Here is a 26,209-nt window from a genome sequence, read left to right on the forward strand (position 1 = left end):
GACATGAGGCGCTTCACCGTGCGGGTCGCCGCGGCCGTGCTGGCCATGCTGTCCTCGGTCGCCGTCGTCACAGCCCCGCGATCCGAAGCGGTCGCCGAGCCGGCGCCCAAAGGCATGGACGCGGCGGGGTTCGCCGACCCACGGCCGGACAGCCGGCCGACCGTGCTGTGGTTCTGGAACGGCACAGTGACGCCGGCGCTGGTCGACCGGCAGCTCGGCGAGCTACGGGCGCAGGGCGTGTACGAGGCGATCGTGTTCCCGTTCGACACCGCCGCGCTGAAGCCGGCCTTCTTCAGCGACGAGTGGTTCGCCATCGTCGAACACACGCTGCGGGAGGCGCAGCGCACCGGCATGCACCTGTGGCTGTTCAACGACGACTTCTTCCCCAGCGGCCGGGGCGGCGGGCTCGTCATCAACGGGGGCAAGGTGGGTGACCGCACCTACGAGCCGCATCCCGAGCTGCGCCCGAAGGGCCTCAGCCGCACCACCAGGATGGTCACCGGCCCGGCGCAGGTCGACCTCGGCCTACTGAACACGACCGGGCTGGAGGTGACCGGCGGCCGGCTCGTGGCCGACGGAAGCGCGCTGGCAGGCGCGACCGTGCTGAAGACGGGAGCCGACTGGACCGATTACACGGTCACCGCCCACGCCCGTCTGGAGCGGGGTACGGCCGGCATCGTCGTCCGCGCCACCGACGACCGGAACGGCTATCTGATCGACACCCGTCGCGGCGACGGCGGAGTGGACATCTGGCGCCAGCAGGACGGGGCGTTCACCCTGCTGAACCATCCCGGCGGGGTGACCGGCTGGGATCCGGCCGCCGAGCACGAGATCAAGGTCGTGGTCTCCGGCGACACCATCACCCCCTATGTGGACGGACAGGCCCGCCCATCGGCGACCGACGCCACGTTCCCGCGCGGCACGGCCGGCTTGCGGGCGGTCTCCGACCAGCGCTCGACGTATGACGACCTCACCGTCACCGCGCCCGACGGCCGGTCGCTATACCGGCAGACGTTCGACGACGGGGCCGCCTTAGCCGACTTCTCGCCCCGTAAGACCGCCGCGAAGGCCGTCTCCGCGGTGGCGCGCCCGGCCGGCTCGACCGATGTCCGCAAGCTCGTCGACCTGACGGAGCATGTGACCTCCGGCCGGACCTGGCAGGCGCCCGCGGGGCAGTGGCAGGTCGAGACGTTCGCCGCGGCACCGCTGGCCGACGACAACGCCTGGTCGTTCCGCCGTAACTACCTCGACCTGCTGGACGACGGCGCCGTGGCCCGCATGCTCGACGCGGTCCCCGGTGAGTACTACCGGCGGTTCCCGTGGGCGTTCGGGACCGTGCTGCGCGGCTTCTGGGACGACGAGCCGTTCATCGCCTCGGCCGACGCGCATTTCCAGCAGAAACCGTGGTCGCCGAGCCTGCACGCCGCGCTGAAGAACGTCGGCACCACGCCCGGCTTAGCGTATGAGGCGGTCTTCGACGACCTTGGCCGGGACGGGCGGACCGAGCGGGGCCGTTACTGGCGGGCCGTGTCGGACCGCTTCGGCGAGGCCTACTACGCGCAACAGGCGCGCTGGATGGCCGACCACGGCGTCGGCTATGTCTCCAACCCGCTGTGGGACGAGTACGGCCCCGCCGAGCAGGTCGCGAGCACCGGCGACCTGCACAAGGAGAACCAGTGGGCCCAGGTGCCCGGCACGGACGTCGTGTTCGACCAGTACGCCGTCGGCGGGCGCACGATGCTCCCCCGGTACGCCGCGAGCGCCGCCCACCAGAATGGGCAGGAGCGGGTGCTGCTGGAGGCGTTCGGCGCGATGGGCTGGCAGGTCTCTCCTGAGAGCTCCCGGGCGCTGCTCGGCGCGTTCGCCGCCCGGGGGATCAACCTGACCGTGCTGCACGCGATGTGGACCGACGAGAACAACGTCGTCTACCCGCCGCCGTTCGGCTCGGCGAACCCGTGGTGGCGCACCGCCAAGCCGCTCACCGACTGGATCGCCCGGGTCATGGAGGTCGCCCGCGGTCGAGCCGTCGCGCCGACGGTCCTCATCCAACCGCAGCGCGCCGCCGAGTCCTGGCAGGGCACGCCCACCCAGGACGCGATCGATCGGGACTTCACCGCCGCGGCGTACGCCCTGGAGGACGCGCAGGCCGACTTCGACCTGCTCGACGAGGGCGCGCTCACGGGTGACCAGGCGATCCGGGCGCACGCCCGCGTGCAGGACGGACGGCTGCGGGTCGGGAAGCAGACCTACCAGGTGGCCGTGCTGCCACAGGCTCCGACCCTGGACCTGGCGACGGCGCGGACGCTGGCGAAGTTCGTCCGGTCCGGCGGCACGCTGGTCGCGATCGGCGACCTGCCGGCGGAGGAGGCCGGCGGTCGCGACGCTGAGCTCCGGGACGCGCTGGCGTCGCTGTTCGGGAACGGCACGGCGCCGGCCGATCACCGCTACGGCGCCGGGCACACCGTCCGCCTGACCGCGACGGCAGGGCTCGGGCAGGTGGCCCGTTCGGAGGGCGTCGCCGCGGCCGTGCTCGAACCGGCGCAGCCGGCGGTGCGGGTGCTGCGACTGGAAAGCGGCGCGGACAAGGCGTTCCTGCTCACGAACGAGAGCGGGGCGGCGATCCGGACCACCGCGACATTCCCCGCGAAGGGCACCCCGCAGCTCTGGCGACCGGAGTCCGGCCAGACCGCGACCGCCACCACGTTCCGGAACGGGCGGCAGGGCACCGCCGTACCACTGGAGCTACAGCCGTACCAGACCCTTGTGGTGGCCTTCCCCTCCGCGGTGCCGCCGCCAGCCGCGGTGCCGCACCTGGTGTCCGGCGACATCACCGCCCCCGCCGTGCGCGACGATGTGGCCGGCAGACTGCGGGTCGACGCGGTGCTCGACGCGCCGGGCAGCCACCGGCTGATCGGTACATCGCGCGGCAGGCTGTTCACCGGCGCCGTCGCGACCGACGACCCGCTCACCCCGGTCGCACTCGGCGGTGACTGGGCGGTGCGGCTTGACAAGCCCAGAGCCGAGCCGCGGAACCGGCCGCTCGGGTCGTGGACGGCGATCGATCCGTCGTACTCCGGCTCGGCGACCTACTCGCGGACGGTGGATCTGGACCGGGCGACCCTGGACGGGCGCCGGTTCGTCCTCGACCTGGGCGACATCCGAGACGTCGCGGAGGTCGCGGTGAACGGGCAGACGTTCGAGCCGCTGCTGTGGAAGCCCTACCGCCAGGACGTCACCTCCGCGCTGCACGCCGGGCGGAACGAGATCCAGGTGCGTGTCACCAACACGCTCGCCAACCGGCACGGCGACCACCGCCCCGCCGGACTGCTCGGCCCGGTGACACTGCGTCCTCAGCGGGCCGTCTCCTCCCAGCTCACGCCGGTGGGTGACGAGCCGGTGTACGAGGTCGGCGTGCCGGTCACGGCCGGCGTGTCGCCCGGTCAGTCCCGGGAGCTGCAGGTGCGGATGCGCCGCTTCGGCAGGGGCGAGGGCACTGCGCAGGTCGTGTTCGCCGCCGGTGGCGGGCTGACCGTGACTCCCGCCCGGACCGATGTGAAGTTCGGCCGCGACGGCGAGGCGGTGGTCCCGCTCACACTGACGGCCCCCGTCGACGTGACGGTGCCCGGCGCCGGCACGCTCACCGTCACGGTCGGTGACGAACGGCAGGAGGTGCCGGTGACCGTCGACCTGGCGACCCGGCTCGGCCACGCGGACGCGTCGTCCACTCACGGCTCCTTCCAGCCCGATGGCGCGATCGACGGGGATCGCGGCTCGGACCGGTGGGGTCAGGGAAACGGCTGGAATGACGCGACTTCGGGTACGTTTCCCGACACGCTGACCGTCGACTTCGCCGCGCCGGCGCCGGTGGGGCGGGTCGACCTGTACACCATCGACTCCGCCGCCTACCCCGCGAAGGATTGGGGCATCCGCGATGTCGACGTGCAGTTGCTCGTCGGTGGCGACTGGCGCACGGTCGCCGAGATCCGCGGCAACGTCGAAGGCTTGGTGCGCCGGAGCTTCGACCCGGTCACCGCGAGCGGGCTACGTGTGGTGGTGCGGGCCTCGAACGACGGCGCCTATTCGCGGATCACCGAGCTGGAGGCGTACCCGCGCTGACACCTCCCACGGGACACGCCGCCACGCTGCTCAACGTGCCGGCGTCTCGGCCCTGACAAGGACGGTCGTCGGGGTGTCCCGCAGGGTGACGTTGCCGTGGCTCTCCTCCTGCGATCACTTCATTACAAGTGAGGGGCGCAGCCCTTGTCGACGGCTCCTCGTGAGCAATAGTCAAGACCTGTGGATGAAGGTCTTTTAGGCGGCTTTCACCGCGGTGTCCGCCGGCTCGTCATGTGTCCGGGCGTCAGGGGAGTCAGACGAACACCGCGTGACGATGAGAAGGGCGACCGTCAGCCGGCGGCGTCGAGGACCTCGCGCAGCTTGCGGGCGAACGCCTCAGGCTGCCCGGCGTAGCCGAACTCGCCACCGAGGAAGCCGCCGTGGTGGCTCGGGAAGACCGTCGCCTGCTGACCGAGCAGTTCGGCCGTCGCCACCGAGGTGCGTCCGGTGAAGGTGTCCAGGGATTCCTCGCCCACTGCGATCACGACCCGCGTTGGCGCCGCGGTAAGCGCGTCGACGTCGGGCCGGTAGCCGCTGACCGCCCAAGACCGGTCGGAGAGCAGCGGATCGTCACGGGAGCCGTCATCATCGGTCGGCATCCCGAACACGGCGGGATCCGGCGCGGGCTGGGCGAAGTAGTCGTCGGTGAACTCGCCCTGCCACGAGGTCATCACGATGAAGGCCGCCATGCCGGCACCCGAGCCCTTGTCCTCGTACGCATCCCGGACGCCGGCCCGGGCGCGCTCGGCAGCCTGGGCGTCGGAGAGCACCGGAATGAGCGGCGGCTCGTGCGCCACCAGGGTGGTCACGTCATCGGGGTACGCCGCCACGAGGGCGAGCGCGGTCACCGCACCGCCGCTGCTCGCGAACATCTCGACCGGGCCCGCGCCGAGCGCCTCGATGACGGCGTGCACGTCGGCAGCCTGGATCCCGGGCACATGGTCGACCCGGCCGTCCTTGCGGGTGCTGCGGCCGAGGCCGCGCGGGTCGTAGGTGACCACGGTGCGCTCGGCGAGGTGCGACGCCAACGCGCCGAAGCCGCTGGCGTCCATGGGCTGGCCGATCATGACCAGCGGTGGGCGTCCGTCGGCGGTCGGCAGCGGGCCGTGGACGTCGTAGGCGAGGTCGACCTCGGGTGTCTTGAGTATCTGCGTAGTCATAACGGTGTAGACCCCTTCCGTATCAAGAACTCATCGGACCCTACGCCTGCGGCGTCCCGGCATCTGACGGTCGAGGCTCATTCCGGGGTGAGGAGCAATCGCCAATGCCTGTGGATCAAGTCGGCTTGGTGATGCCCGGGTGCCGCTCGTGATCGGCTCAACGGGGGTGTGGTCAGCGGGTGGCGGGTGTTCTCGCGCTGAGGGGGCGCATGTCGGTCCAGACCTCCTCGATGTGGGCGAGGCACTCCTCCCGGGTGCCCTCGAACCCGTCGGGGCGCCATCCGGCGGGGATCTCGCGGTCCGACGGCCAGAGGGAGTACTGCTCCTCGCCGTTGAGGACGACGCGGTGCGGGGCTTCGGTCACGGGGACTCCTTGAGAGCTGGTCGTCGATCGATGAGGTTCTCGTGGTCGGGCGCCGGGGTACGGGCGCGTAAAGCCTCGACGCCGACAAGGTCGTCGGGCAGTGCGTCCGGGACCACGTCGTCGAAGCGGGCGAGCGCCTTGACGCGCATCGCCACCAGCGCCGTCACCGCCATGGCGAGGGCGAAGCAGATGTACATGAAGCCGATGCCGCGCCCGGGGCCCGTCCCGATCAGCGTGCCGACGGTGCCGGCCAGCGGGCCGTCGTGGGCCAGCAGCGGCTCGAACACCGCCGTGCCGTACGGGGCCACGAGGCCGAAGCCGATCGGGAGGGTGGACCAGGCGACGAGCGTGTTCAGCGCGATCACCCGGCCGTGGAACCGCTGGGGCACCTTGACCTGGATGATCGTGGCGTAGACCCCGTTGAGGAGCGTGAGCCACAGCGACATCCCGAAGGCGCCGGCGCCGATCAGTACCAGATGGTCGCGCAGGCCGGTGACCAGGCAGAAGACCGCCAGGGCCAGGGTCGAGAGCAGGACGCCGCGAAGGCGCTTCTTGCGCGGTCCGCCCCACACCGTCATGGCCAGGCCGCCGAGGAACGCGCCGAGCCCGCCCGCGAAGGCGACCCGCCCGACGTCGGCCAGCGTGCCGGACGACAGCACCAGGGGCGAGATCATCAGGAAGAGCGGCGACAGGAAGATGTTGAGCACGGCGAAGAACACCAGCATGGAGCGGAACGACCGGTTCCCCCATGAGTAGCGGAAGCCGTTCACCATCTCGGTCACCACGGACTCGCGCCGCTTCCACGCCATCGAGGACGGGAACCTGATGAGCGCCACGCTCAGGATGGCCACGGCGTAGCTGACCACGTCGATGACCAGGATGCCGGACAGGCCGATCGTGGCCATCAGCCCGGCGGCGACCAGGGGCACGATGAGCTGCGAGGTGCCGATGACCATCTGCACCACGCCGTTGGCGTGGCCGAGGTAGCGCTTGGGCACCAACTGCGGGATCGCGGAGCCGTACGCCAGCCGCTGGAAGGTCAGCGCGATCGACAGGCACACCAGCAGCGGGTAGATGTGCCAGGTCTGCAGGTTGCCGGTCCACAGCAGTACGCCGAGGATCACCTGCGTGGAGCCCGCGCCGATGTCGCCCGCGAGCATGACCCGGCGGCGGTCGGACCGGTCGACGATGGCGCCGGCGAGCGGTGACACCAGCATGCCGGGCACCAGGCCGAGCACGGCGAACAGCGCGAAGCTGACCAGCGAGCCGGTGGTCAGGTAGATCCAGATGGGGATCGCGAACTCGGTCAGCGCCGATCCGGTGATCGAGACGAGCTGGCCCGCGGCCACGACCGCGAACCGCCGCATGCTCGGCCTCGGCCCCGCCGAGGACATCCCCGAGCCGGGGTACGCCGGAGCCGGCCCGCCCCCGCCGCCTCCGGGAGACGCCGAGCGCTCGCCGTTCGCGCCGGCCTCCAGGAAAGCCAGGGGTTCTCCGTTCGCGCGGGTCTCCAGGAAAGCCCGGGGTTCGACGTTCGCGGTGGTCTCCAGGGGATCGCCACCCACGGTGGTCTCCAGGGAGCCCAGAGGCTCGCCGTTCGCGGGGGTGGCTGTTTCAGCGGCGCCGGGGGTGTCGGTGGAGACGTCGTGGAGCCACCAGGTGGAGTCGTCGCGGCGGAGGTACGGCTCGGTGCGGCCGGCGGCGATGGCCGGGTGGATCCCGGTGACGATCGCCGCCAGCTCCTCCGCCCGATATTTCATGAAAAAGTGCCCGGCTTCGTCGAGCACGACCAGGGCGGCCGAGTCCGAGACACAGTGCCACTCGCGGAAACGTTCCTGGTAGAACTCGGTGGCCGGGTCGCGCTCGCCCACGACGGCGACGACGGGCGCCTCGAACGGCGGCGTCCGCTCCTCGAACAGCCGGCCGAAGTACCGCTCCGCCGCGCGCGTGCCCTGCCGCCGGTTGCGGATGATGAGCCTCAGCTGCTCCGGATCGACCTCCTCGATGTCCATCCCCGCCGCGGTGAGCGCGTTGGCCATCGCCTGGTCGCTGCGGATGCGCTCCATCCAGTCCGACACCCGCGACATGAGCCCCTTCGGGCGGGCGAACGGGAAGATGCCGCCCAGGTAGACCGCGTCGACCTTCCGCCCGGCGGCCTCCAGGCGGCGCACGATCTCCGCCGCCAGCATCACTCCGAGCCCGCAGTGCCCGTACAGGACCAGAGGGCCTTCGACCGTGGCGAGGATCTCCTCGACGCACTCGCTCGCCACCTCGGGGATCGGCCGTGACTCCTCCCCCAGCTCGTGCCCGGGGACCGCGATCGAGTACAGCGCCCAGTCGCGCGGCAGGGCGTCGGCCAGGTGCTTGTAGATCACCGCGCTGCCCCCGCCGTACGGGGCGCAGACCAGGGTCGCGGTCGCGCGGCGGGCGGGGGTGAGCCGGTGCAGCAGCTTGCGGGGACCGTCGTCGCCCGCCTGCATGAGGCGCGCGAGCGAGCGCACCGTCGCGTGCTTGAACAGGTCCATGATCGTCACCGGATGCCCGGCCAGCGAGCGCAGCCGCGCGATGACCTGCATGGCGAGCAGGGAGTGCCCGCCGAGGTCGAAGAAGTCGTCCAGCGCCCCGACGCGGTCCAGCCCGAGCACCTTCGCCCAGACCTCGGCGACGGCCTCCTCCAGCGGGGTCTCCGGCGGCACGTATCCCGCGCCCTGGCCGGGCCGCTCGTCGTCCGGCTCCGGCAGTGCCGCCCTGTCGACCTTGCCGTGGGACTTGAAGGGCAGCGCGTCCAGCCAGACGTACTTGACGGGGACCATGTAGTCGGGCAGCCGCTCGCGGATCCAGTTGCGCAGCTCGCCCGCGCCCGGCACCGCCTCCGCGCCCGCGGCGACGAGGTACGCCACCAGTCCACGCTCGCGCAGGTCGACGACGGCCTGGGCGACGGCGGGGTGCTCCTGGAGCAGGGTCTCGATCTCCCCGAGCTCGACGCGGTAGCCGCGTACCTTGACCTGGAGGTCGCGGCGGCCGAGGAACTGCAGGTCGCCGTCCGGGAGCCACCGGCCGAGGTCCCCGGTGCGGTACATGCGCGCGCCCGGCTCGCCGTACGGGTCGGGCAGGAAGCGGCCGGCGGTCAACGCGGGCCTGCCGAGGTAGCCGCGCGCCAGCCGTTCCCCGCCGAGATAGATCTCCCCCGGCACGCCGACCGGCGCCGGGCGCAGGTGCTCGTCCAGCACGTATGCGCGGGCGCCCGGCAGTGGCCGCCCGATCGGGAGCGTGGCCGCCACGTCGGGGACGGCGGGGTCGGCGCGCAGGGTGGTGACGCCGACCGTGGCCTCGGTGGGCCCGTAGTGGTTGACCACCGCGCACTTCCCGAGCGCGGCCAGCTCCTTCGCCCACGCCCACGGCGAGGCCTCGCCGCCGAGGACGAGCAGGCGCCGGGGCAGCAGGTCGCGGGGGCTCGCCTCCGCCAGCAGCGCGGCGAGGTGCGAAGGGGTGATCTTCAGGTGGTCGATCGGGGTCCTTCTGAAGTACGCGACGAGATCGGGGGCGGCCGTGCGTGACGGGATCAGGTGCAGCGTGCCGCCGGTCATCAGCGACAGGTAGAACACGGTGACGCCGAAGTCGAAGGCCAGCGACTGCAGGAGCGCGAACGACCCTCCGGGCTCGAACCCGGTGCCGCCCGCGACGCCGTCCCCGCCGGAACCGGCCGCCGCCGCGTCGCGCATCGCGGCGGCGAACCGCTCGCGCACGCCGGACAGGTAGAACAGCACCTCGCGATGCTGGACGGCGACGCCCTTGGGCCTGCCGGTGGTGCCCGAGGTGTAGATGACGTAGGCCAGGTCACGGCCGGTGACGCCGGTCTCCACGGGCCCGGGCCGCACGCCGTCGAGGACGCCGGTGTCCAGGCACACGGCCGTCAGCTCGCCTGGCGGCCCGCCGGGCTCGGAGGACTGGGTGGCGCGGGGCAGGCGGGAGCGCAGCGCGGTGGTGGTGACCGCGACGGTCACGCCCGCGTCCTCCAGCGCGTACGCCAGCCGCTCCTCGGGATGCTCGGGATCGAGCGGGGCGTAGGCGCCGCCCGCCTTGAGCACGCCGACGACGGCGACGGCCAGCTCGGCCGACTGCTCCAGGCAGATGGCCACCCGCCGGTCCGGGCCCACGCCGAGGCCCACCAGGTGGCGGGCCAGCCGGTCGGACCGCTCGTCCAGCTCGGCGTAGGTGAGGGCGGTGCCGCCGTACACCACGGCCGTCGCGGCGGGGGTGCGCGCCGCCTGCGCGGTGACGAGCCGGTGCAGCAGCTCGTGCTCGGGCGGCTCGGGGGCCGGCGAGGCGGCGAACTCCAGCGCCCGGCCGTACGGAAGCTCGATCTCGGAGATCCGGGTGCCGGGGGCGGCGACGACCGAGCGGAGCAGGCTCTCGAAATGGCCGGCCATTCGCTCGACCGTCTCCGGCAGGAACAATGAGGTATTAAAGGTGAAATTTCCCCATAAACCGCCGTCTGGGGTTTCGGTCAAATAGAGCGCCAGGTCGAATCTGGTGATACTCGTGTCGAACGGGAAACCGGTCATGGAGAAGCCCGGCGGCTCCGGCGCCCTCCCGTCCTTCCCCCGGTAGTTCTGCAGCGCGAAAAGCACCTGGAAGACCGGCGAGCGGCTGACGTCGCGCTCTACGGCCAGCTCGTTCACCAGCTGGTCGAAAGGGAGTTCCTGGTGCGAATACGCGTCCAGGGCGGTCTCCCGGCAGCGGCCGAGCAGCTCGGTGAAAGCGGGGTCCCCGGAAAGGTCGGCGCGCATGGGGAGGGTGTTCACGAACACCCCGACGAGCGCCTCCAGCTCCGGCAGCCCGCGCCCGCTGATCGGCGACCCGACCGCGAAGTCCGCCGACCCCGAGTAGCGCGCGAGCAGCGCCTGGAAGGCCGCCAGCAGCGCCATGTACGGCGTCGCCCCGTACGCGTCGCTGAGCCGGGCGACCGCCGAGGCCAGCTCCGCGTCGAGGCGGAAGCCGTGCTGGGCCCCGTCGAAGCCCTGCGTCGCCGGCCGTGGCAGGTCGGCGGGCAGTTCGAGCGGCGACAGCCCGGCGAGCCTGCGCTTCCAGTAGGCGACGTCCCGGTCGTAGTCGGGGGAGCCCATGCGGCCGCGCTGCCAGATCGCGTAGTCGCCGTACTGCACGGGCAGCGGTGGTAGCGAGGACGTCCGGCCGGAGCGGTGGTCGTCGTGCAGCGTCAGGATCTCGCCGATCAGGATGTCGCAGGACCGGCCGTCGGTCACGGCGTGGTGCATCGTGAGGAGCAGCACGTGGTCGCGCGGGCCGAGCCGTATGAGCAGCGCCCGGAGCAGGGGCCCGGCCTCCAGGTCGAACGGGCGGACGATCTCCTCGTTGACCAGCTCGCGGGCCCGGTCCTCGCCGTCCGCCTCGGCGACGCGGAAGCCCGCGCGAGACTCGGCGTCCACGACCACCTCGGGCCGCCCGTCGCCGGTGGTGACGAACCGGGTGCGCAGGCTCTCGTGGCGGGCGGCGACGCCGGTCAGCGCGCGGCGCAGGCACTCCTCGTCCAGCTCCCCGGTCAGCCGCACCGAGAAGGGCACGACGTACGCGGCGGTGCCTGGCACGTACTGCTCCAGGAACCAGAACCGCTCCTGGGCGTGCGAGAGCGGCGGGACCGTTCCCTCCGGGCGGGCGGCGATCGTCGTCGCGGCCGCGCGCCGCCGCAGGCGCTGGGCCAGCAACGCCTGCTTGGCCGCCGACAGGTCCGTGGTCACGGGCTCTCCTGGGTGTCGTGCGTGGTTTCGAGCAGGTCGAGTGCCTCCTCGTCGGAGAGGCCGGTCAGCTCCTCCAGCAGGAGCTCCTCCAGCGCGGCGGCCAGCTCGGCGACCGTGCGGCGGGCGAAGATCGTGCGGATCGGCATGTCCAGCTCGACGTTGGCCCGGATCCGGGCCGTCACCTGTACGGCGAGCAGCGAGTGGCCGCCGAGATGGAAGAAGTCGTCAAGCGCGCCGACCCGGTCGAGTTCGAGCACCTCGGCCCAGATCTCGGCCACCAGTTGCTCGGCGTCGGTGCGCGGGGGCACGAAGCGCGTCTCCCGCTCGGGCTCGACCTCGGGCAGCGCCGCGCGGTCGACCTTCCCGCTGGTCGTCAGCGGCAGCCGGTCGAGCCGCGCCCACAGGCCCGGCACCATGTACGGCGGCAGCGTCTCCGCCGCGTGCCGCCGCAGGGCCTCGAACGGCGCGGAGCCGGTGACGTAGGCCACCAGCGTGTCGTCGCGGACCGCCACGGCGGCCTCGCCGACGTCCGGATGGGCCAGCAGCCTGGCCTCCACCTCGCCGGGCTCGATGCGGTAGCCGCGCACCTTGACCTGGTCGTCCAGGCGTCCGAGGAATTCGAGCTGCCCGTCGTTCCGCAGCCGGGCCCGGTCGCCCGTACGGTAGAGCCGGGAGCCGGGGGGCCCGAACGGGTCGGGCACGAACCGCGCGGCGGTCAGGGCGGGCCGTCCGAGGTAGCCCCGCGCGACGCCCGCGCCGCCGACGCACAGCTCGCCGGGCACGCCGGGCGGTACGAGATCGCCCCGGGCGTCCATCACGTACGCGCCGGTCCCGGCGATCGGCCGGCCGAGCGGCGGGCGCGCGCCGCGCTCGTCGCCGAGGTCGGCGGCGGTGGCGATGACGGTGGTCTCGGTCGGGCCGTAGGTGTTGACCAGCCGTAACCGGTCGCCGAACCGGGCGCGCCAGCGGGCCACGGCGCCCGCGTGGACCTGCTCGCCGCCGAGGATCACCAGCCGCAGCGACGCCGGCCACCGGATCTCGTCGATCAGGTCGACGAGGCGGTGCCAGTACGCCGTCGGCAGGTCGAGCACGGTCACAGCGGCCGAGGCCGCCAGGTGGTCGGGCAGGGACGCGCCGCCGTCCGGGAGCATGACCACGGTCGCCCCGGCGGCGAGAACGGGGTAGATCTCCTCTGCGTGGGTGTCGAAGCTCAGGGACGCGAACTGCACCACCTTGTCACCCGGCCCGAGCCCGTAGTCGGCCGTCATCCACCGGACGCGCTCCGCGAGGCCCGCGTGCTCCACCAGCACCCCCTTGGGCGCCCCGGTCGACCCCGACGTGTAGATCACGTAGGCCCCGGCTCCCGGCCCGGGCACGTCCGCGCCCTCGGCGACCGGGTCCGCCACCGGCGTGACGGCCCGGCCGGCGGTGTCGACCACCACCCTGCTCGGGAACGGCGGCCCGTGCCCCTCACCGGTGACGACCAGCGAGACGCCCGCGTCGCGGATCAGCCCGGCGAGCCGCTCGGCCGGATACTCCGGGTCGAGGGGAAGGTAGGCGGCGCCCGCGTGCCAGACGGCCAGCAGGGTCACGACCGTGCCGGCCGACCGTCCGAGGCACACGCCGACGACGTCGTGGCCGCGCAGGAGCGGGGCGAGCCGGCGGGCGCGTTCGTCCAGCTCGGCGTAGGTGGTGGTCTCGCCGCCGCACTCCACCGCGACCGCCCCGGGAGCGCGGCGGACCGACTCCGCGACCAGCTCCGGCACGGTGCGCGTCCCGCTGGGCTCACCGGTTCCCGCGCCGGACACCAGGTGGCGCAGCGCGGTGGCGTCGGAGTCCGTGTGCATCGGAAGCGCTGAGACGGGCAGGCCGGAGCCGGTCACGACGCCCCGGAGCAGGACGGCCATGCGCGCGGCCAGGTTCTCGGCGGTCACCGCGTCGAACAGGCCGGCGTCGTAGCCGAACAGCAGTGTCAGGTCGTCCTCACCGCGCCAGGCCTCCAGCATCACGTCGAACTTCGCGTGGTCGTTGCCCGCATCGAACGGCTCGGACGGCAGGCCGTCGAACGGCTGGGGCGCGAGGCTCTCCTGGCTGTGCAGGATCAGCATGGTCTGGAAGAGCGGCGTCCTGCCGGTGTCGCGGTCCACGCCGAGGTCCGCCAGCAGCCGCTCGAAGGGGATCTCCTGATGGGTGTGGGCGTCCAGCACGGCCTCCCGCACCCGTCCGAGCAACTCCCCGAAGGGCGGGTCGCCGGCGAGGCCCGCCCGCAGCACCAGCGTGTTGGTGAGGTAGCCGACGACCCGCTCCAGCTCGGTGCGGTCACGTCCCGCCGTGGGCGATCCGACGGCGAAGTCCTCCTGCCCGCTGTGCCGGGAAAGGAGCACCTGGTAGGCGGCCAGCAGCACCATGAACAGCGTGGCGCCGTGCTCCCTGCCGGTCCTCTCCAGCGCGGCGGCGAGGTCGCCTGGCAGCACCAGGCGATGGGTGCCCCTCCGATGGGCCGAGGTCGCCGGGCGCGGCCGGTCGGTGGGCAGGTCGAGAGCGGGCAGCGCGTCCAGGCGCTCCCGCCAGTACGCGAGCGCGGCTTCGTGGCCGTCGTGACCGTCGCGCAGGCGCTGCCGGTAGGCGACGTCGCCCGGCTGGAGAGGTTGCGGCGCGAGGTCCGGGGGCAGGCCGCGCCGCGCCGCGCCGTACAGGCGGGCCAGGTCGTCGAGCAGGATGGTGAGCGACCAGCCGTCGGCGGCGATGTGGTGCGACACGACGCAGACGACGTGGTCCACCGGCGACAGCCGGATCAGCGTGGCGCGGAACGGCGGCGCGGCGGCGAGGTCGAACGGCGCGTTCACCCGCGCGCCCACCAGCCGCCTGGCCGCCTCCTCATCGGTGGCGTCGGCCCGTTCGAACCGCAGCGGCACCGCCGGCTCGACCACGGCGAGCGGCCTGCCGTCGTCGTGCGGGTAGCGGGTCCGCAGGCCCTCGTGGCGGGCCGTGAGCCCGGTGAGCGCCGTGTCGAGCAGCCCGGCGTCGAGCGGCCCCGCGATCCTCCGCACCAGGTAGACGTTGTAGGAGGCGTCGCCGGGGTCGAAGCGGTGGAGGAACCACAGCCGTTCCTGGGCGGCCGACAGGGGCACCGGCGCCCCCTCGGGCCTCGGCTCGTACGGCGCCGCGCTCGCGTCGGACCGCTCGGCGACGGCGGCGAGCCCGGCCACCGTCGGGTGGGCGAACAGCTCGCGCACGGGGATGCGCACGCCGAGCGCGTCGGCGAGCCGCGCCACCACCTTGGTCGCCAGCAGGGAGTGCCCTCCGAGCGCGAAGAAGTCGTCCTCCGCCCCGACGCGCCCGGCGCCGCCGAGTCCGAGGACCTCGGCGAAGATCGTGGCGACGCGGTGCTCGGCCGGGGTCTCCGGCGGGCGTCCCAGGCCTGGGGCGGGGCCGCCGGGCTCCGGCAGGGCCTTCCTGTCGAGCTTGCCGTTGGGGGTGAGCGGGAACTCGGTCATCGGGACGAAGACCGTGGGGATCATGTAGGCGGGCAGCCGGCCGGCCAGCGCGGCCCTGTCGGGTTCGCCGATGACGTAGGCGACGAGGGTCTCCCGGCGGAGGGCGACCACGGCCTGGCGCACGCCGGGCTGGGAGGCCAGCGCCGCCTCGATCTCGCCCGGCTCGATGCGGTGCCCGCGCAGCTTGACCTGCGTGTCCGAGCGTCCGAGGAACGCGAGCGTGCCGTCGTGGCGCCTGCGGACGGTGTCGCCGGTCCGGTACAGCCGCCCGCCCGCCGGGCCGTACGGATCGGGGACGAACCGCTCGGCGGTCAGGCCGGGCCTGCCGAGGTAGCCGTCGGCCACCCCGAGCCCGCCGATGACCAGCTCGCCGGGGACGCCGTCCGGCACCGGTTCGAGGTCCCGGTCCACGACGTACACCCGGGTGTTGGCGATCGGGCCGCCGATGCTCACGCTCCCGGGCCGTTCGGGGACCTGCCAGGCGGTGGACCAGATGGTGGTCTCGGTGGGCCCGTACATGTTCCACAGCCGCCCGGCCCGCGAGCGCAGCTCGGCGGCGAGCGGCGGCGGCAGGGCCTCCCCGCCCACCAGCGCGGTCACCTCCGGGCCGTCGAACCCGGCGTCCAGCAGGACGCGCCATCCTGAGGGGGTGAGCTGCGCGTGGGTGACCCCGGACCGCTCGATCAGGCCGGCCAGCGCCTCCCCGTCGCGGGCGACGCCGGGGCCGGCGACGACCACCCGGCCGCCGGTCACCAGCGGCAGGGACATCTCCAGGCCGGAGATGTCGAAGGACGGCGAGGTCACCGCCAGCCACCGGTCCAGTGGCCCCGCGCCGAGCGACTCGCGCATCGCGACCAGGAGGTTCGTCAGCGCCCTGTGCGGCACCACCACGCCCTTGGGCCGGCCGGTCGAACCCGAGGTGTACAGCACGTAGGCGGGGTCACCGGGCCCCGCGAGGCTCGCGAGCAGGGTTCCCGCGCGGCGTTCCCCATCGGGCCGCTCCGCCCCCGCGTCCTGGTCATCGCCGGTTCCGGGAAAGGGATCGAGCACCACGAGGGTCGCCTGGTGCGCGGGGAGCCGGTCGAGCAGATCGCGCTGGGCCAGCACCACACCCGCGCCCGAGTCCCGCAGCACCATCGCGATCCGCTCGGGGGGATAGTCCGGATCCAGCGGCAGATACGCCGCCCCCGCCGCCATCACCCCCAGGAACCCCGCCACCGTCTGGGCCGAACGCTCGGCGAACACCGCCACCAATGACCCCCGGCCGGCCCCCGCGCCCCGCAACCGCCCCGCCACCGAACCCGCGGCCACCTCCAGCTCCGCGTACGACAGCTCCACACCCCCCTGGACCACCGCCACCGCGTCAGGACTCCCGGCCGCGCGAGCCGAGAACATCGCGACCACCGTGGGCAGGCCGGGAATCGCCAGCGCCGGCCCTTCGCCCGCCTCCAGCGACCGCCGCCGCTCGGCCTCCTGCACGCCGAGCGACCGCGACAGCCGCGCGCCCGGATCGGCGACGACGCGCGAGAGCAGGGACAGGAAGGCCGAGGCGTACCCGGCGATCGTGCCGGGCTCGAACAGGCCGGTGTTGTAGGTGAGCACCAGCCGCCGGTCGTCGCCTTCGCCGAACACGTCGGCGACCAGGTCGTGGTGGACCTGGTGGTACCCGGCGTCGAGCACCTCCGCCCGGACGCCGGACAGGTCGAGCCGCGTCTCCCCCATGTCGTGCAGGACGAGCATCGTCTGGAACAGCGGGGCGCGGCTCAGGTCACGCTCGACGCCCAGCTCGTTCAGCAGCAGCTCGAACGGCACGGTCTGGTGGCGGTAGGCGCCGACCGCGGCGGCGCGGGTGCGCTGGAGGAGCTCGCCGAAGGACGGGTCGCCGGACAGGTCGCCCCGCAGCACCAGGGTGCCGGCGAAGAACCCGACGATGGAGGCGTACTCCAGCCGGTCACGCCCTCCGATGGCCGAGCCCACGCACAGGTCGTCCTGACCGCTGTAGCGGGCGAGAAGCGCCTGGTAGGCGGCCATGAGCACCATGAAGCTCGTGCACCGCTCGGCGGCGGCGAGCCGCTGCACGCCGTCCATCAGCCCGGGGGGCAGCGGGACGACCAGGCTCGCGCCGTTGGTGGTCGCGACCGCGGGCCGCGGCCGGTCGGCGGGCAGTTCGAGGGGCGGCACTCCCGCGAGCCGCGCCTTCCAGTACTCCAGCGACTCCCTCGGCACGCCCGCCCCGTGGGCCGGCTCGGGCGAACGCTGCGCGCGGGCGAAGTCCGCGAAGCGCGCGGGCAGGGGTGGCAGCGGCGACGGCTTGCCCTCGCGGAACGCCGCGTACAGCCGCGCGACCTCGTCGAGGAGCAGCTTCAGCGACCAGCCGTCGCAGACGATGTGGTGCACCACCAGGCACAGGACGTGCTCGGCGGGTCCCAGGCGTGCCACGCTCGCGCGGATCAGCGGCCCGGCGGCCAGATCGAACGGGCGGTTCGTCCGCTCGGCGAGGTACGCGGGCACCTCGCCGGCGGTCAGCTCGGCGTACTCCAGGGGGAACGGCGCGGGGGCGTCGACCACCTGAACCGGCCCGCCGTCCCTCGCGGGGAAGCGCGCGCGGAGGGGCTCGTGCCGCGCCACCACCTCGGTCAGCGCCCTTCCGAGCACCCCCACGTCGAGCGGGCCGTTCAGCCGTAACGTAGTGAAGAGGTGATGCGATGAGTCCCCGGGGCTCAGCTGGTCCAGGAACCACAACCGTTCCTGGCCGAACGAGAGGGGGATCATTTCCGTGGGCTCGCGCATTGCGTCAGTACCTCTGCCGGACCGCGGCGGTGAAAAGGGCTCTTGTCCTTCAGACAAGCGCGCGTCCAAAGCGAAATCACATAAGGCGTGGTGCAAACGCTCCCAAGGCCGACAGGTTAGGGACGGCGCTTTGGTGGCGTCAAGGTGTCATACGCGTTTCGTCCGGAATGGCCTTATTACCACCAAATTTAATGACAACGCCGTGTCGAGATCCTCACAAATGCCGTGTCATTGTTGACACTTGTTCGGCCGGGTACCTAGGGTGTGGGAGCGCTCCCACAAGACGACCAACCCCCCCACGAAACCCCGTGCTGGAGGTTCAGTGACGCATTCGCTCCTGCCGGGCAGGTCCGAGACCCCCCGAAACACCGCGTGGAGGGCAGCGTGACAGCCACGGAGACCGCGGTGGCCGCGATGTGGGCCGAGCTGCTCGGCATCACGCCGGGCTCGGCCGACGACGACTTCTTCGAGCTGGGCGGCCAGTCGCTGACCATGGTGAGGTTCCTCGCGCGCGTGCAGGAGACCTACGGGATCGAGCTGCCCGTCGACCTGCTGTTCACCGGCGACTTCACCGTCGCGGAGGCGGCCAGGGCCATCGACCGGGGCCGGCTCGAAGCCGCCGACGACACCGAGATCGCGGCGCTTCTCACGGAGCTGGAGAGCCTGTCCGACGAGGACGTGCTCGCGCTCCTCGCCGAGGAGGACTGACCCCGCACATGGCCACCATGCTGCTGGTGACCCATGGCACCGACGGCGACGTGCTGCCGTTCGTGCGGCTCGGACGACAGCTCCGCGCCGGCGGCCACGAGGTCACGCTCCTCACCCACGCCCACTACGGCGGGCACGCCGCCCGCGCCGGCCTGGACTTCGTCGCCGTCGACACCCAGCTGGAGTTCGAGCGGACGCTGGCCGACACGCCCGAGCTGCTGCACGGCCTCGGCTGGCCGGAGTTCTACGAGCGCAACGGGCTGTACGAGCAGATGGTCCTGGAGTTCCGGGCCATCGCCGAGCGGCACCGCCCGGGCGAGACGGTGCTCGTCGGGCGGCACACCTCGGCGCTGTCGGTGCTCTTCGCGGCCGAGGCGCTCGGCGCCCCCGCGGCGTGGGTGGCCGTGGCGCCGATCCAGCTCATGGCCGCGCGGGCCGCGCTGCACGCCTACCGGCACCTGCTCGCGGACGGGCTCGGCCGGGTGCGGCGGGAGCTCGGGCTCGGCCAGGTCGCCGACTGGGACGCCTGGTTCGCCTCGGCCCGGCTCGAACTGGGCCTGTGGCCGCGCTGGTTCGACCGGGCGGGCGCGCGCTCCCCCGCGCGCGTCCGGCTGACCGGCTTCCCCCTCCCCGACGACGACCAGGACGACGCCCTGCCCCCTGAGCTCGCCGGCCTGCCGGACGGGCCACGGCCGGTGCTGGTGACCGGCGGCACCGGGCGCATGCTGCACCGGGAGTTCTACACGGCCGCCGTCGAGGGCGGCGGGCTCGCGGGACGTCCCGTGCTGCTCGTAGTACGGCACCGCGACCTGGTGCCCGACCCGCTGCCTCCCGGCGTGAGCTGGTACCCCCGCCTGCCCTTCCGCGCCGTCATGCCCCGCGTCGCCGCGATCGTGCACCACGGCGGCATCGGCACCCTGAGCCGCGCGTTGCGCGCCGGGACCCCGCAGGTGATCCTCGCCCACGGGGTCGACCGGCCGGACAACGCCGAACGCCTCGAACGCCACGGCCTGGCCTCCTGGCTGCCCGCACCCCGCTGGACGCCGCGGGAGGTGTCCGCCCTCCTCGCCAAGGAGGCCGGGCGGGGCAGGGTCGTCCCTCCCCCGGGTGAGGACGCCGCGCACGAGGCGCCGGCCGAGGCGGCCGGTCTGATCGCCGCGCTGCTGGAGCCCCCCGTCGCCGACTCGCCCGCCGACGGGATACGCCGGCGGCTCGACCACCTGTCCGCCGAGCAGCGGCGGCTCGTCGCCGACCGCCTGCGCGGGCGGCTCGCCGAGCGGGGTGCGTGATGCGGATACTGCTCGCCCAGAACATGTTCCACCTGCCGACCCACGGCGGCGCCAACAAGTCGAACCGCATCCTGATGGAGCAACTCGCCGCCCGGGGCCACGAGTGCCACGTCGTCGCCCCCCTGTCCGGCGCGCTCCGCCCCACCTCCCTCGACCGGCACCTGTCCTACCTGGAAGGCCTCGGGGCCCGCGTCCACTCGGTGACCGGCGAGTCGGTGACCTACGAGTACCGGGGAGTCGTGGCCCACGCCGTCGTCAACCCCTCGCGCCTGGCCCGGGAGGTCGGCGCCGTGGCCGGGACCCTGGACCCGTCCTGGACGCTGGTGCCCTCCGACGACCCCGGCCTGATCATGCTGGGCGCCGCCTCGCGCGCGACGCCGGGACGGGTCGTCTACCTGGCGCACACCTTGCAGCAGCTTCCCTTCGGCCCGGGGGCCTTCTACCCGAGCGCGGCCGGGACGCGCCTGGTCAAGGCCGCCGCGGGGGTCGTCGCCGTCAGCCGCGCGGCACGTGACCACCTGCTGAAGCACGGGCCGATCGAGTCGGAGCTGATCTACCCGCAGGTGTACGGCGCCCCCCTCACCGGCCGCGACCCCGATGACGAGGGGGCGGTGACCATGGTCAACCCCTGCGCGTACAAGGGACTGCCCCTTTTCCTGGCCCTGGCGGACGCCCGCCCGGACACGCCCTTCCTCGCCGTGCCCACCTGGGGCGCCACCGGCGCCGACCTCGACGCGCTTCACAGCAGGCCCAACATCAGGCTGGTCGAGCCCGCCGACGACATCGACGTGATCCTCGCCATGACCAAGATCCTCGTGATGCCGTCGCTGTGGGACGAGACATTCGGCTACACCGCCGTGGAGGCCATGCTGCGCGGCATCCCGGTGCTCGCCTCCGACGTCGGCGGGCTGTCGGAGGCCAAGCTCGGCGTGCCGTACCTGCTGCCGGTGCGGCGCATCACCGCGTACGAGGCCGGAGCGCACGCGCGGCCCGTGCCGGTCGTCCCCGTGCAGGACGCGCGGCCGTGGCTGGAGGTGCTCGACCGGCTGCTCTCCGACCCTGCCCACCGTCGTGAGCTGGGCGGGCGGTCGCGGGAGGCCGCCAAGTCCTTCGTCGCCTCGCTGGACGAGGGGGCGTTCGAGCGCTATCTGAGCGAGCTGACACCCGCGCCCGCCGCCCCCGCCGCCGACCGGCCGAGGGCCAAGGCGCTCACCCCCGAACGGCGGGCGGCGCTGGCCGCCCTGCTGGCGGTGCACGCCGCTCCCCCGCCCACCACCGCCCCCGAGCAAGGAGACCATTCATCGTGATCGGCACCGAGCAGTCGTACAGGCTGCCTGTGGCCAAGGTCGGCGACGAGGACCTCGAACGGCTCCTGCTCATCCGCCACTTCGAGCTGACCCTGCTGGAGCTGTTCGAGCGGGGCGCCCTCAACGGGACCACCCACACCTGCCTCGGCCAGGAGCACATCCCCGTGGCGCTGAGCCCGCTGCTGGGCGAGGACGACTTCGTCTTCAGCAACCACCGGGGCCACGGTCACTTCCTGGCCCGCTACGACGACCCGTACGGGCTGCTCGCGGAGATCATGGGCCGCGAGGGCGCGCTGTGCGGCGGGGTGGGCGGCAGCCAGCACATCTTCCACGAGCGGTTCCTGTCCACCGGGGTGCAGGGCGAGAGCCTTCCCGTCGCCGTCGGCGTGGCGCTGCGGCTCAAGCGCACCACCCACGGCGGGCTCGCCTGCGCGTACATCGGGGACGGCACCTTCGGCGAGGGCTCGGTGTACGAGGCGCTGAACATGGCGCAGCTGTGGCGGGCGCCGCTGCTCGTCGTCGTGGAGAACAACGGCATCGCCCAGTCCACGCCGACGGCCGCGCAGATGTCCGGCACGGTCGCCGCGCGGGCGGAGGCGTTCGGCATCCACCACCACCGGTTCGCCACCGTCGACCTCGCGCACATCCGCGACGAGCTCGGGCCGCTGGTCTCCGCCGTCAGGCAGACCTCGCGGCCGCTGGTCGTGGAGTTCGTCACCCAGCGGATCGGCCCGCACAGCAAGGGCGACGACACCCGCCCCGAGCGGGAACGGCTCGACGCCGAGCGGTCGGGCTGGCACCGGGTGTACGCCGAGGCGTTCCCCGAGCGGTTCGCCCTGATCGACGCCCGCCAGCGCGAGCTGGTCGCCCGCGTGGCCGCCGAGGTCGCCGCCCGTCCCCCCGTCGCCCGTCCCCCCGTCGCCCGGGCCGCCACCGCCGGGGAACGCCCGTGAGCCGGGCCGAGCGGATCGTCGACAACCTGAACCGGGCGCTGCACCAGGTGATGGCCGACGACCCGAGCGTCCACGTGCTCGGCGAGGACATCATCGACCCGTACGGCGGGGCCTTCAAGGTCACCAAGGGGCTGTCCACCCGGTACGGCTCCCGCGTGATGGCCACCCCGCTCAGCGAGGGCGGCATCGTCGGGGTCGGCGCGGGGCTCGCACTGGCCGGCGACAAGGCCATCGTCGAGATCATGTTCGCGGACTTCGCCGGGCTGGCGTTCGACCAGCTGCTGAACTTCGCGAGCAAGTCGACCATGATGTACGGCAGGCGCGTCGAGATCCCCCTGGTGGTGCGCTGCCCGACCGGGGGCGGCCGGGGGTACGGCCCGACGCACAGCCAGAGCCTGCAGAAGCACTTCATCGGCATCCCCGGGCTGTCGGTGTTCGAGATGAGCCCCTTCCACGACGCCCGCGAACTGCTCCCCCACCTGCTGTCCCTGGGCGAGCCCTGCCTGCTGTTCGAGGACAAGGTGCTGTACACGCGCCGGGCGTACCAGCGGGGCGAGGTGGACGAGCTGTTCACGTACGACCTGGTCGGGCCGCCGCCGTACGTCGCCCGCGTCAGGCTCGACGACGGGCCGCCGCCGGACTGCACGCTGATCGCGCCCGGCGGGGTCGCGCACCGGGCCATCTCGGCCATGCGGGCCCTGCTGCTGAACGACGAGATCACCTGCCAGCTCCTGGTGCCCGCCCGGCTCTACCCGTTCGACCCCGGGCCGCTGCTCCCGCTGCTCGAAGGGACGCGGCACGTCTGCGTGGCCGAGGAGAGCGCCGCCGGGGGCACCTGGGGCAGCGAGGTGGCGCACCGGCTGCACCGCCACCTGTGGGGCTCCCTCCCCCAGCCGGTGAGCGTGGTCCACTCGGCGCCGGACGTGGTGCCCACCGCCCTTCACCTGGAGCGCGACGTCCTGATCCAGGACACCACCATCCGCGAGGCCGTCCTGGAGGCCCTGGCATGACCGACGTACGCGTGCCCAAGCTCAACAACAACGACGCCCAGTACGTGCTGGTGGAGTGGGTCGCCAAGGAGGGCCAGAGGGTGCGGGCCGGCGAGCCGCTGGCGGTGCTGGAGACCTCCAAGGCCGCCGAGGAGATCGTCGCGGAGGCCGAGGGCGTCCTCGGCCACCACCTGCCGGAGGGCGCCGACTGCGAGCCCGGCCAGGTCATCGCCCGGCTGTCCGCCGCCGGGGAGGAACGCCGTCCGCCGGGCGGAGAACCCGGTGGCGCCCCCGACGAACACCGTGGCGAGCACGGCCGGGATGCCCCGTCGGCCGGGCCGGACGCCCCCGGTGGCCAGGGCGGACCGGTCGTCACCGCTCCCGCCCAGGCCCTGATGGACGAGCTGGGCATCGGCCCGGAGCGGGTGCGCGGCCTCGGGAAGAAGCTCATCCGCCGCTCGGACGTCGAGGCGCTCGCCTCGGCCTCCCGCCCCGCCACCACGGCCGTACCCGCCTCAGCCTCCCGCCCCGCCACCAGGGCCGTACCCGCCTCAGCCTCCGGCCCGACCGTACTCGCCCCCGGGCCCGCCGGCACGGCCGTACCGGAAGCGACGGAGACGGCGGTCCCCGAGGTGAGCGGGGAAGCGGGGCAGTCCACCGACGTGCCGCTGTCGCGCGCGCAACAGCGCGCCGCGGCGGTCGTGGAGCTGTCGCACCGGACCATCCCGCCCGCGTACACCGTCATGAAGGTCGACGTCGGCGCGGCGCTCTCGACCGGCCGCGCGCTCACCAGGCGCCTGCGCACGCTGGTCGGCCTCCCCGAGCTGCTGGTCACGGCGGTGGGGTCGCTCCACGGGCGGTTCCCGATGTTCTTCGCCTCCCCCGTCGACGCGCGCACCGTACGGCTGCCGGCGGCGGCGCACGTGGGGGTCACCTTCGACGTCGGCAAGGGACTGGTCATCCCCGTCGTCAGGGACGCCTCGACGCGCGGCCTGGCGGACATATCCCGCGACCTCATGACGTTCCGGATGAGCGCGATGCGCGGTGACCTGCGCGAGAGTGATCTCCAGGGCGCCAACATCGTCGTGACGCTGCACAACGAGCCGGGTGTGGTGCTGGCGGTGCCCATCATCTTCCCCGGGCACGCCTGCGCGCTGTCGCTCGCCGCGCCGCAGCAGGAGGTCGTCCCGGACGGCGCGGGCGGCTTCGCCGTGCGGGAGGTGGTGTACCTGGGCGTGGCGTTCGACCACCGGATCGTGAACGGCCGCGACGCCGTCCTGTTCCTGGACGCCCTGCGCACGGCCCTGGCCTCGCCGGAAGCCCTGGCCGCACCGGCCGCCGCTCCCGCGTCACCGGCCTCGTCGGCGACTCCGGCGGCTCCCGTGACTCCGGCCTCTCCGGCTTTTCCGGCTTTTCCGGCCGGGGAAGGTGTGACGGCGTGAGCGACGAGGAACTGCGCGGGCGGGTCGCCGGGCTTCCCTCGCACCGCCAGGAGCTGGTCGCCCGGCTGCTCGCGGCCCGCAGGCGCCCGGCCGGCGACGCCATCCCCGCCGTCCCCCGCGACTCGGGCCTGCTCGAATGCTCCCCGGAGCAACGGCGGCTCTGGCTGGCCGCCCAGACCGACCGCCAGGTCGCCGCGCCGAACGTCACCCTCGGAGTCGGCCTGTCAGGGCCGCTCGACCTCGGCGCGCTGGCCAAGGCGCTCACGGGCCTGACCGAGCGGCACGAGGCGCTGCGCACGGTCTTCGTGAACTCCGGCGGCGAGCCCCGCCAGATGATCCTCGGCTCGGCCGACGCGCCGCTCACCGTGGTCGACCTCACCGGCGACCCCGCCGCCGAGGAGACGGCCCGGAGGCTGGCCGTGGCCGCCGGAGGGGAGCGGTTCGACCTCGCGACCGGCCCGCTGCTGCGCCTGACCGTCTACCGGACGGGCCCGGAGGAGCACCGGCTGCTGTTCGTCTGCGACCACCTCGTGTGCGACGGCGGTTCGCTGGGCGTCGTCGCCCGCGACCTCGCCGGCCTCTACAGCGGCAGGGCGCTCCCCGCGCCGCCGGCCGTGACGTACGCCGACTACGCCGCGTGGGCTCGGGCCCGGGCGCGGGCTCACGCGGGCGAGCGGCTGGACCACTGGCGCGAGCGCCTCGCCGACCCGCCGCCCCCGCTCGGCGGCGAGCAGGGCGCCGCGTCACCCCGGCGGCCGGGCGGGCGGCTGAGTGCCACCACGGCCGTCCAGGTCGAAGGCCGCCTGATGGACGCGCTGCGAGGCGGTTCCGCGACGCCGTTCGTGACCGTGCTGGCGGCCTTCTCGGTGCTGCTGCACCGCGTCACGGGCTCGTCCGGCCTCACGGTGGGCACGGTGTCCGGCACGCGGGCGCGCCGGGAGCTGGAGCATCTGGTGGGCTGCTTCATCAACATGGTGCCGATCCCCCTGCGGGTCGACGGCACAGAGGGCTTCCGCGCCGTGGTGGCGAGGACGCGGGACGAGGTCGGCACGGCGCTCGCCAACGAGGTGCCGTTCGACACGCTGGTGTCGGGCCTCGGGGGACGGCGGCGGCCGGGCGTGCACCCGATCTTCCAGGTGGCGCTGATCCAGCAGGACGCCTCCGCGCCGCCGGGCGGGTGGGACGGGCTCCGGGCCTTCGAGTGGAGCGAGGAGGTCGACGGGTCGGCCTACGACCTCACGCTCACGATGATCCCGCGCGGGACGGGGTACGAGCTGGTCCTCACCCACCGGGTCGACCGGGTGCCGCAGGAGGTGGCCGGTGCCCTGGGCCCGGCCTTCGAGGCGATGCTCGACGCGCTGTCGATCTCGCCGGACGTGCCGGTCGGCGAGCTGGCGGTGCCGTCCCTGGAGTCGTTCCCCCGCCGCCCGGCCGCCTCGCCCGCGACCGCACCGGCCGCACCGGAGCCGCCGGGCGGCGACCCGGTGGACGAGAGGCTCGCGGCGGAGGTCAGCCGCATCTGGTCAGAAGTCCTGAAAAAGCCGGACATCGAGGAGGACGCGGATCTGTTCGACCTCGGCGGCGACTCGCTGGCGATCACCCACATCGCGGCACGCGTCCAGGAGAGCCTCGGCGTCGAGGTTCCGGCGTGGATGTTCTTCGAGGCTCCCACGGTCGGCGGATTCGTCCGCGCCCTGACCGCCCTCGGAAAGAGACCTGACTTCGGCGACTGACCCCCACGGGTCGTCAAACCGCACGCCGGCGGCCCGTGGGGACGGGGTCGGGAGGCGTGGCGCCGGGGCTCGGTACGCGCTGCCCTCAGCCATTCCGACCTGCGA

At 73.4% G+C, this 26,209-nt stretch carries 12 protein-coding genes; 8 read left to right on the forward strand and 4 right to left on the reverse strand.

Features of this window, described 5'->3' with window-relative positions; genetic code table 11:
- The first annotated feature begins 3 nt into the window (after window positions 1-3).
- Window positions 4-4,116: a glycosylhydrolase-like jelly roll fold domain-containing protein gene (locus ACOZ38_RS26490; protein WP_424533866.1), complete on the forward strand. Its 4,113-nt coding sequence runs from the start codon at window positions 4-6 to the stop codon at window positions 4,114-4,116.
- A 290-nt stretch (window positions 4,117-4,406) separates the two neighbouring features.
- Here the strand turns inward: ACOZ38_RS26490 and ACOZ38_RS26495 are convergent, their stop codons facing one another.
- The 4 genes from ACOZ38_RS26495 to ACOZ38_RS26510 form a co-directional block, all read right to left on the reverse strand.
- A complete protein-coding gene (locus ACOZ38_RS26495; RefSeq protein ID WP_424533867.1) occupies window positions 4,407-5,276 on the reverse strand; it encodes an alpha/beta fold hydrolase in 870 nt (289 codons plus the stop codon).
- A gap of 172 nt (window positions 5,277-5,448) precedes the next feature.
- Window positions 5,449-5,640, reverse strand: coding sequence for an MbtH family protein (locus ACOZ38_RS26500; RefSeq protein ID WP_424533868.1), 192 nt, complete (start codon window positions 5,638-5,640; stop codon window positions 5,449-5,451).
- Entirely contained in the window at window positions 5,637-11,396 is a 5,760-nt protein-coding gene (locus tag ACOZ38_RS26505; RefSeq protein ID WP_424533869.1) for an amino acid adenylation domain-containing protein, read from the reverse strand. The genes ACOZ38_RS26500 and ACOZ38_RS26505 overlap by 4 nt, the downstream gene beginning before the upstream one ends.
- Window positions 11,393-17,683, reverse strand: coding sequence for an amino acid adenylation domain-containing protein (locus ACOZ38_RS26510; protein ID WP_424533870.1), 6,291 nt, complete (start codon window positions 17,681-17,683; stop codon window positions 11,393-11,395). The genes ACOZ38_RS26505 and ACOZ38_RS26510 overlap by 4 nt, the downstream gene beginning before the upstream one ends.
- A gap of 384 nt (window positions 17,684-18,067) precedes the next feature.
- On the opposite strand from ACOZ38_RS26510, the gene ACOZ38_RS26515 reads away from it, so the two are divergent.
- Genes ACOZ38_RS26515 through ACOZ38_RS26545 form a run of 7 tightly spaced genes read left to right on the forward strand, consistent with a single transcriptional unit; the run spans window position 18,068 to window position 26,104 of the window.
- Window positions 18,068-18,391, forward strand: coding sequence for a phosphopantetheine-binding protein (locus ACOZ38_RS26515; protein ID WP_424533871.1), 324 nt, complete (start codon window positions 18,068-18,070; stop codon window positions 18,389-18,391).
- A gap of 8 nt (window positions 18,392-18,399) precedes the next feature.
- Window positions 18,400-19,680 (forward strand): glycosyltransferase, encoded by a 1,281-nt coding sequence (locus tag ACOZ38_RS26520; RefSeq protein ID WP_424533872.1) that lies wholly within the window; start codon window positions 18,400-18,402, stop codon window positions 19,678-19,680.
- A complete protein-coding gene (locus ACOZ38_RS26525) occupies window positions 19,680-20,987 on the forward strand; it encodes a glycosyltransferase family 4 protein (protein ID WP_424533873.1) in 1,308 nt (435 codons plus the stop codon). Before ACOZ38_RS26520 ends, ACOZ38_RS26525 begins: the two co-directional genes overlap by 1 nt.
- Window positions 20,984-21,940: a thiamine pyrophosphate-dependent dehydrogenase E1 component subunit alpha gene (locus tag ACOZ38_RS26530; protein WP_424533874.1), complete on the forward strand. Its 957-nt coding sequence runs from the start codon at window positions 20,984-20,986 to the stop codon at window positions 21,938-21,940. The genes ACOZ38_RS26525 and ACOZ38_RS26530 overlap by 4 nt, the downstream gene beginning before the upstream one ends.
- Window positions 21,937-22,950: an alpha-ketoacid dehydrogenase subunit beta gene (locus ACOZ38_RS26535; RefSeq protein WP_424533875.1), complete on the forward strand. Its 1,014-nt coding sequence runs from the start codon at window positions 21,937-21,939 to the stop codon at window positions 22,948-22,950. Before ACOZ38_RS26530 ends, ACOZ38_RS26535 begins: the two co-directional genes overlap by 4 nt.
- Window positions 22,947-24,371 carry a 2-oxo acid dehydrogenase subunit E2 gene (locus ACOZ38_RS26540; RefSeq protein WP_424533876.1) on the forward strand — a complete coding sequence of 475 codons (1,425 nt, stop codon included), beginning with the start codon at window positions 22,947-22,949 and terminating at the stop codon, window positions 24,369-24,371. Before ACOZ38_RS26535 ends, ACOZ38_RS26540 begins: the two co-directional genes overlap by 4 nt.
- Window positions 24,368-26,104, forward strand: coding sequence for a condensation domain-containing protein (locus ACOZ38_RS26545; protein WP_424533877.1), 1,737 nt, complete (start codon window positions 24,368-24,370; stop codon window positions 26,102-26,104). Before ACOZ38_RS26540 ends, ACOZ38_RS26545 begins: the two co-directional genes overlap by 4 nt.
- The last annotated feature ends 105 nt before the right edge of the window (window positions 26,105-26,209 follow it).

This window comes from Sphaerisporangium viridialbum (assembly GCF_049674955.1).
Lineage (GTDB): Bacteria > Actinomycetota > Actinomycetes > Streptosporangiales > Streptosporangiaceae > Sphaerisporangium > Sphaerisporangium viridialbum.